The 12,888-nt window shown below is 70.1% G+C and carries 14 protein-coding genes; 5 read left to right on the forward strand and 9 right to left on the reverse strand.

The window, feature by feature from the left end:
• The first annotated feature begins 42 nt into the window (after positions 1-42).
• Positions 43-1,110, forward strand: coding sequence for a LacI family DNA-binding transcriptional regulator (locus RWN05_RS02200; RefSeq protein ID WP_079000536.1), 1,068 nt, complete (start codon positions 43-45; stop codon positions 1,108-1,110).
• Positions 1,111-1,214: 104 nt separating this feature from the next.
• Here the strand turns inward: RWN05_RS02200 and RWN05_RS02205 are convergent, their stop codons facing one another.
• The 4 genes from RWN05_RS02205 to RWN05_RS02220 form a co-directional block, all read right to left on the reverse strand.
• The gene (locus RWN05_RS02205; RefSeq protein WP_064293922.1) at positions 1,215-1,592 is read right to left on the reverse strand and encodes a RidA family protein; all 378 of its coding nucleotides are present in this window, start codon (positions 1,590-1,592) and stop codon (positions 1,215-1,217) included.
• Positions 1,593-1,601: 9 nt separating this feature from the next.
• On the reverse strand, positions 1,602-2,363 hold the full coding sequence (locus tag RWN05_RS02210; protein WP_314138217.1) for an alpha/beta hydrolase: 762 nt from the start codon (positions 2,361-2,363) through the stop codon (positions 1,602-1,604).
• A 151-nt stretch (positions 2,364-2,514) separates the two neighbouring features.
• Positions 2,515-3,477 (reverse strand): helix-turn-helix domain-containing protein, encoded by a 963-nt coding sequence (locus RWN05_RS02215; RefSeq protein WP_314138219.1) that lies wholly within the window; start codon positions 3,475-3,477, stop codon positions 2,515-2,517.
• Between the two features lie 95 nt (positions 3,478-3,572).
• Positions 3,573-5,072, reverse strand: a complete 1,500-nt coding sequence (locus tag RWN05_RS02220) for an alpha-galactosidase (protein WP_314138220.1) — start codon at positions 5,070-5,072, stop codon at positions 3,573-3,575.
• A gap of 207 nt (positions 5,073-5,279) precedes the next feature.
• On the opposite strand from RWN05_RS02220, the gene RWN05_RS02225 reads away from it, so the two are divergent.
• Positions 5,280-6,428, forward strand: coding sequence for an ROK family transcriptional regulator (locus tag RWN05_RS02225; protein ID WP_314138221.1), 1,149 nt, complete (start codon positions 5,280-5,282; stop codon positions 6,426-6,428).
• Positions 6,429-6,457: 29 nt separating this feature from the next.
• Here RWN05_RS02225 and RWN05_RS02230 read toward each other — a convergent pair whose 3' ends face one another.
• Together RWN05_RS02230 and RWN05_RS02235 are read right to left on the reverse strand one after the other, a co-directional pair.
• Positions 6,458-7,510, reverse strand: coding sequence for a Gfo/Idh/MocA family oxidoreductase (locus tag RWN05_RS02230; RefSeq protein ID WP_314138222.1), 1,053 nt, complete (start codon positions 7,508-7,510; stop codon positions 6,458-6,460).
• A complete protein-coding gene (locus tag RWN05_RS02235; protein WP_314138224.1) occupies positions 7,507-8,388 on the reverse strand; it encodes a TIM barrel protein in 882 nt (293 codons plus the stop codon). Before RWN05_RS02235 ends, RWN05_RS02230 begins: the two co-directional genes overlap by 4 nt.
• Before the next feature lie 100 nt (positions 8,389-8,488).
• On the opposite strand from RWN05_RS02235, the gene RWN05_RS02240 reads away from it, so the two are divergent.
• Positions 8,489-9,184: an HAD hydrolase-like protein gene (locus RWN05_RS02240; protein ID WP_231884265.1), complete on the forward strand. Its 696-nt coding sequence runs from the start codon at positions 8,489-8,491 to the stop codon at positions 9,182-9,184.
• Positions 9,185-9,208: 24 nt separating this feature from the next.
• On the opposite strand, the gene RWN05_RS02245 is transcribed toward RWN05_RS02240, so the two are convergent.
• Complete coding sequence (locus tag RWN05_RS02245; protein WP_205847557.1) at positions 9,209-9,556, reverse strand: helix-turn-helix transcriptional regulator; 348 nt, start codon at positions 9,554-9,556, stop codon at positions 9,209-9,211.
• Between the two features lie 84 nt (positions 9,557-9,640).
• On the opposite strand from RWN05_RS02245, the gene RWN05_RS02250 reads away from it, so the two are divergent.
• A complete protein-coding gene (locus RWN05_RS02250) occupies positions 9,641-10,963 on the forward strand; it encodes an NAD(P)-binding domain-containing protein (protein WP_314138228.1) in 1,323 nt (440 codons plus the stop codon).
• A gap of 14 nt (positions 10,964-10,977) precedes the next feature.
• Here RWN05_RS02250 and RWN05_RS02255 read toward each other — a convergent pair whose 3' ends face one another.
• Together RWN05_RS02255 and RWN05_RS02260 are read right to left on the reverse strand one after the other, a co-directional pair.
• The gene (locus tag RWN05_RS02255; protein WP_079000523.1) at positions 10,978-11,376 is read right to left on the reverse strand and encodes a low molecular weight phosphatase family protein; all 399 of its coding nucleotides are present in this window, start codon (positions 11,374-11,376) and stop codon (positions 10,978-10,980) included.
• A 20-nt stretch (positions 11,377-11,396) separates the two neighbouring features.
• A complete protein-coding gene (locus RWN05_RS02260) occupies positions 11,397-12,071 on the reverse strand; it encodes a helix-turn-helix domain-containing protein (protein ID WP_079000521.1) in 675 nt (224 codons plus the stop codon).
• Between the two features lie 48 nt (positions 12,072-12,119).
• Between RWN05_RS02260 and RWN05_RS02265 the strand changes: the two genes are divergently transcribed.
• Positions 12,120-12,878, forward strand: coding sequence for an MIP/aquaporin family protein (locus tag RWN05_RS02265; RefSeq protein WP_314138232.1), 759 nt, complete (start codon positions 12,120-12,122; stop codon positions 12,876-12,878).
• The last annotated feature ends 10 nt before the right edge of the window (positions 12,879-12,888 follow it).

Consider the following 12,888-nt stretch of genomic DNA (forward strand, 5'->3'; position numbering starts at 1 on the left):
GGCTCAGGTCGCCGAGGGCGGCGATCGAGAGGAGCGGGCCCCATGAGCACCTCTGACGCATCCGCGGAGACGATCGCTCCCGAGCCCGGAACGCCCGAACCCACGGCGGGGGCCGCGAAGACGAAACGTGCCGCGACGATCTACGACATCGCGCAGCTCGCCGGCGTCAACCCGTCGACCGTGTCGCGGGCGCTGAGCCGCCCTGGCCGCATCAACGAGAAGACGGCGCAGAAGATCCACGACGCCGCCAAACAGCTCAACTACGTGGCGAACCCCGCCGCCCGGGCGCTCCCCACCGGGCGCACCGGCACGCTCGGCCTCATCGTCGCCGACATCACGAACCCGATGTTCTTCGACGTCGTCCGCGGTGCGGAGCGTGAGGCCGCCGAGCGCAACTACACGCTCGTGCTCGCGGAGTTCAAGGAGTCGGCGGAGATGGAGCTGCTGACCGCCAGGCGGCTCATGCCGTCGGTCGACGGTCTCATCCTCGCGACCTCGAGGCTCCTGCCCGACGACGTGCGCGCGCTGGGCCAGGAGAAGCCGGTCGTCGTGATCAACCGTCAGGTCGACGACGTCGACAGCATCGTCGCCGACGTCGACCCGGGCCTCACCGCGGCGATCGACCACCTCGCGGAGCTCGGTCACCGGAGGCTCGCGTTCGTCTCCGGCCCCGGCCGGTCCTGGATGTCGCGGCATCGGTGGAGCCGGACGAGGGAGCTGTGCGCCGAACGCGGCATCGAGACGGTGCGGGTGCCGTCGACGCAGCCGGACATGGCCGCGGGCAGGGCGGCGGCCACAGCGGTGCTCGAGACGGGTGCCACCGCGGTCCTCGCGTACAACGACCTCCTGGCCATCGGCATCATGCTGGAGCTGCGGTCACGTGGCGTCGAGATGCCCGCCCAGCTGAGCCTCATCGGCTTCGACGACATCTTCGGTTCGGACTTCACGACACCGGCGCTCACCTCGATCCGGAGCCCGCACATCGCCTCCGGCTCCTACGCCGTGCAGACCCTCTTCGCGCACCTCGGGGGCACCGACGTCCCGACCATCACCGACCTCGCGACCACGCTCATCATGCGCGAGTCGACCGCCCCGCCGCCCACGGACTGATCCCCGCCGCCGCCCAGCCCTTCGACAGGCTCAGGGGCAGGATGGCCCGTCGCCCAGGGACCGGGATGAGCTCTGGAGCCGCTCTCGCCCAGGGACGCACCGCCTCAGGCGACGAGTTCGATCTCGACGCGCGCGCCGAGCGGCAGCCCGACGACCGCGACCGTGGTGCGCGCAGGGTAGGGCGCCGAGAAGACCGACTCGTAGACGCTGTTCATCGACGCGAAGTCGGCCATGTCGACGAGGTAGACGTTCACCTTGACCACGTCGGCGAACCCACGACCGGCGGCCGTCAGCACCGACTCGAGGTTGGCGAACACCCGGCGGGTCTGCTCGGCGACATCACCGTCGACGAGGGCTCCGGTCACCGGATCGATGGGCGTCTGCCCGGACAGGTACAGCGCTCCGGTCGGGGCGACCGCGGCATGCGAATACGGCCCGACGGGCTTCGGAGCGTGCGGGTCGTTCACCGTGGATCGCGTCATGGCCTCAGCCTAGGTGGCGACGAAGGCACGGATCGCCGAGGCGATCGCTCGTGGTGCCGTGTGCTGCACGACGTGCCGGTGGCCGGGCACGACCGCCATCGAACCGTGTGACGCCCGATCACGAAGCAACCGACTCCATCCCGTACCGGCGATCGGGTCGTTCCCGCCGCGGACGACGAGCACGGGAGCGGTGACCTCGATGATGCGGTCCTCGATGGGGAAGTCGACCATCCGTCGCACCTGCCGCAGGAACCACGACGGCCCTGCGCGGAGGTAGTCGACGAAGACCCGTCGGTTCACGCTCATGGTCTCACCGACCGTGTCCCACGCGAGTGCCAGCGCCTGCGCCACCATCGACCGATGATCGCGGTCCGTCACCGGACCGATGATGACGACGGCACGCGCCAGATCGGGGCGCTGAGCGGCCAGTTCGACGACCCACTGCGCGCCCATGGAATGACCGACGAGGACGAACGGCGCGGTCCCGAGCGTGTCCAGCGCGTGCCCGAGTGCCGTCGCCATCTCTCCGACCTCGACCGTGCGGACGGGCCTCGCCTGACCACCGAACCCGGGGAGGTCGACGGAGACGGTGTCACTGTCGCGGGCGAGGTCGTCGTGCAGCCGGGCGAAGTACCGGTGCGAGGTGCCGACACCGTGGACGAGGACGAAGCGGGCCGCGCCGGGGTCGCGATCGGCGGTCGTGGAGATGATCCGGAAGGAGAGGTCGTCGAGCACGAGCTGCGCGTCGCGTCGCGTCGCCCCTACTCCCATGGGGAACCGCAGTATCGTCCAGTCGTCATCCGGACACCGTACCGGGTGCCCGCGCCGGACAGGCATCGTTGGTGGGAGCACTCAGCTTCGGGGTGCCGCCCTTCGACAGGCTCAGGGACCGGGGATGCCGCTCAGGGACCTGGTATGGCGCTCAGCGGGCGCTCGACGCGAGGGTGACACTCGGGTACTCGCCGAAGCGGGTCGTGTAGGAGGCCGCGAACCGACCGAGGTGAGTGAACCCCCACCGTCTGGCGACCTCGGCGACCGTGGCCAGGCCCGGTTCCGCATCCCGCAACTCCTGCCGCACGCGATCGAGGCGGATCGAGCGCAGGTAGTCCGTGGCGGTGACGTCGTACTCACGGCGGAACGCCGCCTGCAGGCTGCGCAGGCTGAGCCCGGCGGCCTCCGCGATCTCCGCGGTCGCGATGGGTCGGTGGGCGTTCGCGACCATGAACTCGACGGCGGCGCGGGCCTTGCTGCTCGGAGGAACCGCCAGATCGGTCCGTGGCTGCAGAGCGAGATGTGGGAAGACCTCGAGCAACGTGACGGCGGCCGCTCGGTTCGCCTCGGCGCGCAGCACCGCGGAACTCCCGTCGTCGTAGATCACGCGCGCGACGGTCGCCACCGTCTCGGTCCAACGCCGCAGGGCGCCGCCCGACGGGCGGAACGTCGTGTCGAACCGGATCGGACCCACCGACCCCTCGGTGTCCGCCGCGACGCCTTCCAAGTACGCACCGCCGAAGTGCATCATGTTGAGCCGATAGTCGATGAGATCGAACTGCGCGGGCCGGTCATTCGCGAACATCGAGGGCACGCCAGGGTGGAGCTTCATCGGCGAGCCGAGCAGGTCCATCACGCCCTCGCCACGCGTGAGCCAGGTCACCACGTACTCGTCCTGGGTGAAGGAAGCGCCCGTGATCCGGCCCTCGACCTGCGACGCGCGCAGCGCGAGGTCGGCGTCGCCGATGGACGTGAAGCGGTATCCGAAGTCGGTGGCCGTCGGCTCGACGGTGATCCCGCCGATCTGGTACGCCTCGCGGTACAGCTCGCGCGCGTCGTCGACGTCGCCGCCCGCGGCTTCGAACCGCTCCGCGGGCCCAGCATTCACGCTCATCCTGCCCAGAATCTCACGAGTCCGTGGTAGCTCCATCTTTGGAGGATCGGCGTTCGTTTATCGGATAGGGCCGGGTCTCCGGCGAGCGCCAAGCATCACCCGATGTACGAGGTGTCGGACCGGGCCTCCCCTGCCACGACGGCCGTCAGGTCGACCTCGCGGCCGTCGAGCCGGAAGGTGAACCGCCCGGTCTGCTCGACCGTGGGGGTCTCCGTGAGGTACTGCCGGAGTTCGGCTCGCTCGCTCTCGTGCAGCCACACCACCGGATCGGAGGTCGACTTGAACTCGAGGATGGCCGCCACGTCCTGGAGCATGCGTCGCTCGTCCGGGTCGAGGAGGTTGCGGGCGCTGCGGAAGTAGACGGCGTCGGGGTCGACCTCGTAGACGTCCTTCAGCCAGACGCGGTTGACGGAGTCGACGATCGAGTTCCATGCGCCGACGCCCGACGGGTCGCCGACCCGTTCGGCGTTGTCCCAGAACGGACCGACATCCGGCCCCACGCGCGCGCCGTCGAACACCCCGATGGACGGGATCATCGGGACGCCGCAGCCGAGCAGGTACACGTCGTCGCCGGCGGTCTCCCTGATGAACGAGATCGCGTCCCGGTAGGCGGTCTCGCGGTGGACGTCCTGATGCCGCCGACCGGCGACGGCCCCCGCGTACATGAAGTCGAGCTTGAGGTAGCTGAAACCCCACCCGGTGACGCGCTCGAAGACCTCGCGGAGGTGGTCCTGCACCTCCCGCTGCGTGGTGTCGAGCGAGTAGTAGTGGGAGTTCCAGTTGTAGCCGGTCGCCAGCGGGCGGCCGGCGTCGTCCTGCACGAGGAGATCGGGGCGCTCCCGCGCGATCGTGGAATCGGGAAGCGCGATCATGGGGGCGAGCCAGAGCCCCGGGCGGAACCCGGCCTCGGCGATGCGACCGGCGGTCGCCTGCATGCCGGACGGGAAGTCCGGACCGGCCGTCCAGTCGCCCACGATCGGCTCCCAGCCGTCGTCGAGCTGGAACACGTCGAAGGGGTACCCGGTGAGGTCGGCCACGGTGCGGGCGACCAGCTCCTCGTCGATGCCCTCGTAGTAGGAGTACCAACTGCTCCAGACGCGACCGGCGCGCTGCGAGCGCCGCCCGAGTCGTTCTGACAGGATCGCCGCATAGTCGGCGAAGGCCTGCTGCTCCGGCCCGAACGTGACGAACCACTCGGCTTCGTCGGTCTCGCTCCGCGCCCAGATCGTGTTGCGGTCGGCACCGACCCTGGGGTTGCCGAGCCCGAGGGTCCCGATGAGCAGCACGGTGCCGTCCGGTCCCGCGATGGCTCCGACACCGCTGCCGGAGTGGAGGTGCGGGGTCTCGTTGACCGCATCGTCGGCGGTGAGCAGCCGGTCGGGGTTGTTCTTGATGCCGATGGTCTCGCCGTCCGTGGTGGTCCAGCCGCTCGGGCTCCACGAGTTCCAGCCGTGCCGGTAGAACCCGGTGTCGCCGAAGGGGTGGAGGATCGCGACCGGACCGGCGGGCACGACGAAGCCGGTGCTCGTGGCGGTCGGTTCGCCGGCGAGGTTCGCGGGGACGCGGAGGTCACCGAAGGTGAAGGTGTGCAGCATGGCCGGCTTTCTGTCTGGATGGGCGCTCTCGGGATCGACGCGGGATTCACGCCTGCCGCCGCGGGGCTGCCGCGGGTAGAGTCGAGGAGGCGGAGTTAATACTGCAACGTGCCGTGAAAAGTCGCAAGGGGGGAATGGCGGATGCCTCGAGAGGCGATGGTGGAGCCCTCCGGCGGATCGATGGGCAGTCGATCGTTGCTCCGGAGGATGAACTCGCTCGGTGTGCTGCGCGCCCTGCTCCCGGAGCCACTCACCCTGCGGGAGTTGGCGAACGCGTCCGGGCTGTCTCGGACGGCCATCGACGCGATCGTGACGGACCTCGTCGAGATGGGCTGGCTCGAATCCGTCCAACGCGCCTCGGCGTCCCGGATCGGCCGACCGGCCACCGCCTTCAGCGTGCGGGCCGGACTCGGCCACCTCCTGTCACTCGACATCGGCGCGAACCACATCCACGCCGTCGTGACGGACCTCGCCGGTGCCGTCCTGGGCCAGCGCACGGCTCGCCTGCCCGAGGACACGGGCGCGACCGAGCGCATCACCCTGGCGCTGGCGACCGGCGATGCGGTGCTCAGCGCCCTCGGCCTCACCCGCGGGTCGGTGTGGATCGTCGCCGTGGGCTCCCCGGGTGCGATCGGCCGAGACGGCGAGGTGCTGCACTTCGGCGGAACGGGGCTGCCGGACTGGGTCGGGCTGAACCTGCGCGAGCGGTTCGAGCAGGAGTTCGACGGAGCCGTCCTGGTGGAGGGCGACGTCGCGCTCGGCGCCCGCGCGGAACTGACCGTCGGCGCAGCACAGGGCCACCGCGACGTCGTCTACCTCCTCTGCGGCGTGCGCACCAGCGCGGCCTCCATCGTCGACGGGAAGGTGCATCGCGGCGTGCACGGTGCGGCAGGGATCGTCGGCGAGATGCCCGAACTCCGGTGGTCCCGCCTGAACGAGCGGTACGGCGAGTCGGTCCTCGGTTCACCACGGCCGTCCCGCGAGGAGATCTTCGAGGCGGCTCGCGCCGGTGATCGGATCGCCCTGACGGCGATGGACGAGTTCGCGGACGACCTGGCCACCGGCGCGGCTGCCATGGTCCTCGCACTCGATCCGGAACTCCTCGTGGTCGGAGGCGGCAGCGCTCCGGGCGCGGACGTCTTCCTGCCGCGCTTCATCCGCACCCTCGGCGGGATCTGCCCGCTGCCACCGGACGTGGTCGTCTCCTCGCTCGGTTCGGAGGCGGTGGCGATGGGTGGCGTCAGCCTGGCGTCCCAGCACCTCGACACCGTCCTGCAGACGGCCGTCCGAGATGTGGAGCGGTTCCCCGACCCGGCGGGAGCGCTGCTGCTCGTCAAGCGGGACGCAGCGTCCTGAGCCGTCGCTGACCCACGACCGATCGTGGCTCAGCGACCGCCGGGCTGCGCGGCGAGGACCGGCGACCGTCGCTCGGGGATCGCCGCGTCGTAGACGTCCTGGATCACATCGAACGCCTTCCGCGCTTCTGCGGGGTGGAGCCAGAAGGCGCCCGGCTCGTCGAGCCCCGCGTAGAAGTCCTGGATCAGCCGTTCATGGGAGACGCCCCAGTAGGCACGCGCTCCGCTGGCCGTCACGCGCTCGACCGTGGTCTCGACGCGCCCGTCGGCGAAGCGGGCAGTGAGTTCGGCGCCGAGGCTCAGCGTGCCCCGCTCGCAGACGACGTCGATCGTCACGGGCAGGTTCGCGACCCCGGCGACCGTCGCGTAGACCGTGCTCGTCGCGCCTCCCGCGTGCACGATGCGGAGCTCGGCCGTGTCCTCGACCTCGATCACCTCGGCGAGCGCGCGGGTGGCGATCGATCCCGTAGCCTCGACCGGGTCGCCGACCAACCACTGCACGAGGTCGATCGTGTGGATCGCCTGATTCATGAGGAGACCGCCGCCGCCGGTCGCCCAGCGACCACGCCAAGGGCGATCCTCGTAGTAGGCCGCCGTCCGATGCCACGGCACGACCGCCGAGGCGCCGAGCACTGCGCCGAGCTCACCCGAGTCGAGGAGTTCCTTGGCGCGTTCCGCCGGCTGGTTGTAGCGGTTCTGGAAGCACACCGCGATCTTCGCGCGACTGTGCTCCGCCGCCGCCAGGAGCCGTTCGGCCTCCTCGCGCGTGTGGGCGAGGGGCTTCTCGAGGATGACGCTGATTCCGCGCTCGAGCGCCCGGATCGCCTGGTCGGCGTGCAAGTGGTGCGGGGTGCAGATGTGCACGACGTCGGGTCGCGCCTCGTCGAACAGCCGATCGAGGTCGGTGAAGCCCGGGACACCCGTCGTAGCCATCGCCGCATCGAGCCGGCCGGTGTCGACGTCGCACACCGCCACGAGCTGCGCGCCGGCGACCGTTCCGATCGCCGCGAGGTGGAGGGCAGCGATGTCACCGCACCCGATCACGGCGACGCGGCGGAGGACGGGGGCTGGCCCGCGGCTCATCGCAGCTCGATCCCCAGCTCGTCGGTGAGCCTCCGGAAGGCCCGGGCGGCGACGCCGAACGAGGCGGGACCGGAGAAGCCGCCGAGCGCGTGGGTGGCGGCGAGGTGCGGCTCGAGCGAGGCGAACCCGGTGTAGCCGTCGTCGCGCAACGCCGTGAGCGTCTCACGCAGTTGGCCGTCACCATCGCCGGACGGCACGACCTGGCCGCTCGCGGCGACCGCGTCCTTGACCTGGAGGTAGTCGAGGTAGGGGCGCAGCATCGCGTAGCCGTCGTCGAACGGAGCGACGCCCACCTGGACGAAGTTCGCGTTGTCCCAGGCGAGACGGAGTGCCGGTGATCCGACCGACTCGACGAGGTCGAGGATGCGCTCCGGGACGTCGCCGTAGATGTCCTTCTCGTTCTCGTGCAGGAGCACGACCCCCTCACGCTCGGCCAGGTTGGCGAGCAGGCGCATGCGGACCAGGACGTCGTCGCGGGTGGCCTCCACCGGGACGCCCTCGCCGCGGAAGAACGAGAAGATGCGGATGTTCGGGGTCCCGAGGGCGTGTGCAGCGGCGATCGCTCGCGCGAGGCGGGCGACCTCCAGCTCGGCGTCGAGGGCCACGTCGACCTTGCCGATCGGTGATCCGATGGCGGACACGCCCATGCCCGACCGCTCCAGCTGCGCACCGAGTCGGGCGAGCTGGTCGGCGTCGAGGTCGATGATGTTGACGCCCCACGCGCTCCGGACCTCGATGTGCGATGCACCGAGCGCTTCGAGCACGGCGATCTGCGTCGTCGGGTCGGCGTCGATCTCGTCGCCGAAGCCCGACAGGGTCCAGCTCACCGGGTGTTGTGCATTCACGTGCGCTTCCGCCTTCGCGTTCGTTCTCGTCATCGGGAACCAGGCAGTCGGGCTGCCGGTCCTGTCAGCCTACGACTCTGGCAACCGGTTGACAACCCTGCCTGACGGGAGGGGTCGCCCTAGGATGGGGCGTGTGACCGATCTCTACCTCGCCAGTACGACCGTGTCCTTCCACCGCAGCTGGTCCTGCGTGCTGTTCGACCTCGACGGCACGATCGTGGACTCGGCTCCCGGCATCATCTCCCGCATGAAGGCGACGCTGGCGAACGTCGGCGCCCCCGTCCCGTCCGACGAATCCCTGCTGCGCTGGGTCGGGCCGCCGCTGCTCGACTCCTTCCGCGACTTCGCGGGCATGGACCCGCTGCAGTCGCAGCTCGCCCTCACCGAGTACCGCCGCCAGGTCGCCATCGAGGGCGCCGAAGTCGGCACCGCGGTGTTCCCAGGCGTCGCCGGGTTGCTCGCGCGCATCTCCGAGGCCGGGATCCCGATCGGGCTCGCGACCTCGAAGCCCGAGTCACAGGCGAACACGATCCTCGACCACTTCGGTCTGAGCCAGTACTTCACCGTCGTCACCGGCGCCTCGGAGGACGAGGTGCGCAGCAGCAAGGCCGACGTCGTCGGCGAGGCCCTCCGGCGCCTCACCGCCGCCGGCGTCGACACGTCCCGCACCGTGCTCGTCGGCGACCGCCTCCACGACATCGAGGGCGCAGCGGCGCACGGAATTCCGACGATCCTCGTCGAGTGGGGCTACGGCTCGCCGGCGGAGGCCACCGGTGCCCTCGCCGTCGTCCACTCGATCGACGCGCTGTCGAACCTCATCACCGGCTGAGCGGGCGGACGGCGACTGACACGGTCACGGGCGGATCGCTCGGGAGGCGCGTTCGAGCCCGTCCGCGATGACCCGGAAGTACGCCCATCGGCCACGCTGTTCGCGGGTGGCGAGTCCGGCATCGACGAGGATCCGCATGTGGTGCGAGACCGTGGGCTGCGAGAGCCCGACCGGCTCGGTGAGATCGCAGATGCACGCCTCTCCGCTCTCGCTCGCAGCGATCAGCGACAGCAGACGCACGCGAGTCGGGTCGCCGAGCGCTTTGAAGGTGCGGGCGATCCGTTCAGCCTCGTCGAGCGCGAGCACTCCGCCGGTGACGGGAGTGCAGCATGCGGCTACGTCGGCTTCCAGGAGCGGCGGTTCGATCGGCATGGACTCATCCTGACACGTCGTATTGACATTCGTCGATGTATCGATCAGTCTCGGCGTATTGATGTTTGTCGATTGGAGTTGGCGATGGTGAACGAGCTGCCCGTGATCGTGATCGGCGCGGGCCCGCAGGGCTTGGCAGCCGCAGCGCACCTGGTGGAGCGCGACGTTCCGGTGCGGGTGCTCGAGGCCGGCCCCTCGGCTGCCGCCGCGGTATCGGAGTGGGGCCACGTGCGGCTGTTCTCCGACTGGTCCGAGTTGGTCGACGCGGCATCCGCACGGCTGCTCGCCCCGACCGGTTGGACGGCCCCGACGAACGGCTTCCCGACCGGAGCCCAGTGGATCAACACCTATCTCGCTCCACTCGCCGAGGCCCTGGGCGAGCGCGTGCGGTTCGACGCCCGTGTGGTCGGAGTGTCCCGGCGCGGTCGCGACCGACTCGTGGACGCTGGGCGCGCGGAACAACCGTTCACCGTGCATGTCGAATCGGCGGACGGGGCGGAGTATCGCTTGGATGCCCGAGCGGTCATCGACGCTTCCGGCACCTGGTCGTCACCGAACCCTGCCGGCGCCGACGGCCTGCCGGCGCTGGGAGAGCGGGCGGCGTCCGACCTGCTCAGCTACCGGATCCCCGACTTCCGGAACCAGACCGGGTTCGAGGGCGGGCACACCGTCGTGGTCGGCTCCGGACACTCAGCCGTCACGGCCGTCATCGCATTGGCCCGAGTCGCTCGCCGGCATCCGGACACCACGATCACCTGGGTGTTGCGCCGGGGCACGGTCGGGAACACCTTCGGCGGCGGCGACGCCGACGAGCTGCCCGCCCGCGGTGCCCTCGGCGTGACGGCGAGCGAACTCGTCGACAGCGGTCTGGTCAACCTGGTCACGGGGTTCCGGGTCGAGCGCGTGGCTCGCGACGGAGACCGGACCGTGCTGGTGTCGGAGGACGGCCGCGAGCTGCCCGCCGCTGATCGGGTGATCGTACTGACCGGATTCCGACCCGATCTGTCGTTCCTGTCAGAACTGCGGATCGAGCTGGACCCGTCGCTCCAGGCTCCGGCACGGATCGCGGCCGAGGTCGACCCGAACCTGCACTCGTGTGGCTCGGTCGCCGCGACCGGCGCACGGGATCTCGCGCAGCCGGAGCCGGACTTCTACATCGTGGGCGCGAAGTCCTACGGGCGCGCGCCGACCTTCCTCGCAATGACCGGCTACGAGCAGGTGCGCTCCGTCGTCGCCGCCCTGGCAGGGGACCACGCTGCGGCCAAACGGGTGGAACTCGTCCTCCCGGACACGGGTGTGTGTGGCGGGACCGGCCTGTTCGATGCGTCCGGTGCATCGCCCGGTGGTTCCTGTTGCGCCGTACCGGAGCAGGTGCTGCAGATCGGCCGCGCGCCCGCGTCCGTCTGACCGCACTGCGGGCACTACCGGGTGAGCAGGCTCGTGCGAATCCGCTCGGCGACGGCTTCCCGCAGCGGGCGCACAGCGTCGACGTCCCAGGCATCGGGGTTCGGGAACGACCACTCCAAGACCTCTCCTCGCGGGCTGGCGGGAAGGGCCAGGCCGGGCTTCATGAGCACCACGATGTCGGCCTGATCCAAGTCGGTGGGGGTGACGGCGCGCGGCACACGGTCGGAGATGTCGAGTCCGAGTTCGGCGACGGTTGCGGCGACGGCGGGGTTCACAGCGTGTGACGGAGCGAGGCCGGCTGAGATCGCGGTGAAACGCTCGCTCGCAACGTGTTCGAGCAGCGCTGCACCGAGTTGGGAGCGGCCCGCATTGTGCTGGCAGACGAACAGGACGACGGGCTTGGTCGTTTCCATGGGGTGCTGGTGCTTTCGGGTCAGGCGGCGAGCAGGCGGGGAGCGAAGTCCGCGATGCGGCGCTCCAATTCGGTGTAGGCGGCGTCGAACGCGGCGTCGGTGCCGACGCGCACCGGGTCGGGGATCGACCAGTGCAGATCTCCGGCGACGCCGATCTCCTCGTGTGCGTTGTCGCACACCGTGATGACGAAATCGTCCGCGCCCAGCACGGCGTCGAGTGCGCTCGGCGCGCTCGACGGGAGCGCGAGCTGATGCCGTTCGGCGGCGGCGATCGCGCCGGGCGCGATCCGCTCGGCGGGGTGAGTGCCACCGGAGGCGACAGGGATGCTGCTCTGCCGCGCCCAGAGGGCGGCAGCGAGCTGCGAGCGTGCGGAGTTCGCGGAGCACACGAAGACGACACGGCTGGCCGAGCCTGCAGCGCCGGGCACCAGACCGTCGAACCAGCCAGGGGCGAGGTGGACGTAGCTGCGGCGCTTATCGCCTTCGGACGTCGTGCGAGTGATCATGCCGACGTGTTCCAGCACGTTCAGGTGGTGGGTCAGCAGATTGCCCGGCGTTCCGAGCGCGACCCGGATCTCGGTCGGGGACAGGTCGCCCAAGGTCAGCAGGTCGATCATCTGCAGGCGCGTGGGATCGCTCAGCGCGGCATGCTTCGCCGCCCGCGCTTCGACCACGTCAGTTCGTTCGATGTTCATTGGTTCAATATTGACTGAAGTATCTTGGTGAGTCAAGATGATGTCGCCATGAAGCCACCGAACCCCGCCCCCACCCCGATCCGACCGCATCTGTCGCGTCGGATGCTGGCCGAGTTCATCGGCACCGGACTCCTGGTGACGATCGTCGTCGGCTCCGGGATCATGGCGCAGCGGCTCTCCCCGGATGACGCCGGGCTGCAGCTGCTGCAGAACAGCCTGACGACCGCGCTCGGGCTCGCCGTGCTCATCCTCATCCTCGGCCAGGTCTCCGGCGCTCACTTCAACCCGGTCGTCTCGCTCGCGGACTGGTGGGTGAATCGCGGCATGGCGCACGGTCTGCCGACGCTGGACCTGCTGCCGTACCTGGTCGCGCAGATCGTCGGCGGGGCCGCTGGCACGGTGCTGGCTGGGGCGATGTTCGACACCGCACCAGCGCTCTCCACGACAGACCGGGCGAGCGCTGGGACGTTGCTCGGTGAGGTTGTCGCGACCGCGGGGCTCATTCTGGTGATCTTCGCCCTATCCCGCTCCGGGAAGGGTGCGGTGACGGCGGCCGCGGTGGGTGCGTACATCGGGGCCGCTTACTGGTTCACCAGCTCGACGTCGTTCGCGAACCCCGCGGTGACGATCGCACGCATGTTCACCGACACCTTCGCCGGCATCGCCCCGGCCTCGGTCGGCCCATTCATCCTCGCGCAGGTCCTCGGCGCGGCCATCGGGCTCGGCCTGGTCCTCGTGCTCTACCCGACTCCCGCGCGCAGCACCGTCGGCGTCCCGGCTCCGCTCCCTCGTGCAACCCAGTCCTGAAAGGCACCCT

It is taken from the genome of uncultured Plantibacter sp., assembly GCF_963518075.1.
GTDB classification, from domain to species: Bacteria; Actinomycetota; Actinomycetes; order Actinomycetales; family Microbacteriaceae; genus Plantibacter; species Plantibacter flavus_A.

Coding starts and splice junctions, on each gene's coding strand:
- RWN05_RS02205 (WP_064293922.1), bottom strand. CDS start 1,592: ATGACGCGATCCACGGTGAACGACCCGCACGCTCCGAAGCCCGTCGGG.
- RWN05_RS02215 (WP_314138219.1), bottom strand. CDS start 3,477: ATGAGCGTGAATGCTGGGCCCGCGGAGCGGTTCGAAGCCGCGGGCGGC.
- RWN05_RS02265 (WP_314138232.1), top strand. CDS start 12,120: ATGAAGCCACCGAACCCCGCCCCCACCCCGATCCGACCGCATCTGTCG.
- RWN05_RS02225 (WP_314138221.1), top strand. CDS start 5,280: ATGAACTCGCTCGGTGTGCTGCGCGCCCTGCTCCCGGAGCCACTCACC.
- RWN05_RS02235 (WP_314138224.1), bottom strand. CDS start 8,388: ATGACGAGAACGAACGCGAAGGCGGAAGCGCACGTGAATGCACAACAC.
- RWN05_RS02220 (WP_314138220.1), bottom strand. CDS start 5,072: ATGCTGCACACCTTCACCTTCGGTGACCTCCGCGTCCCCGCGAACCTC.
- RWN05_RS02245 (WP_205847557.1), bottom strand. CDS start 9,556: ATGCCGATCGAACCGCCGCTCCTGGAAGCCGACGTAGCCGCATGCTGC.
- RWN05_RS02250 (WP_314138228.1), top strand. CDS start 9,641: ATGGTGAACGAGCTGCCCGTGATCGTGATCGGCGCGGGCCCGCAGGGC.
- RWN05_RS02210 (WP_314138217.1), bottom strand. CDS start 2,363: ATGGGAGTAGGGGCGACGCGACGCGACGCGCAGCTCGTGCTCGACGAC.
- RWN05_RS02200 (WP_079000536.1), top strand. CDS start 43: ATGAGCACCTCTGACGCATCCGCGGAGACGATCGCTCCCGAGCCCGGA.
- RWN05_RS02255 (WP_079000523.1), bottom strand. CDS start 11,376: ATGGAAACGACCAAGCCCGTCGTCCTGTTCGTCTGCCAGCACAATGCG.
- RWN05_RS02230 (WP_314138222.1), bottom strand. CDS start 7,510: ATGAGCCGCGGGCCAGCCCCCGTCCTCCGCCGCGTCGCCGTGATCGGG.
- RWN05_RS02260 (WP_079000521.1), bottom strand. CDS start 12,071: ATGAACATCGAACGAACTGACGTGGTCGAAGCGCGGGCGGCGAAGCAT.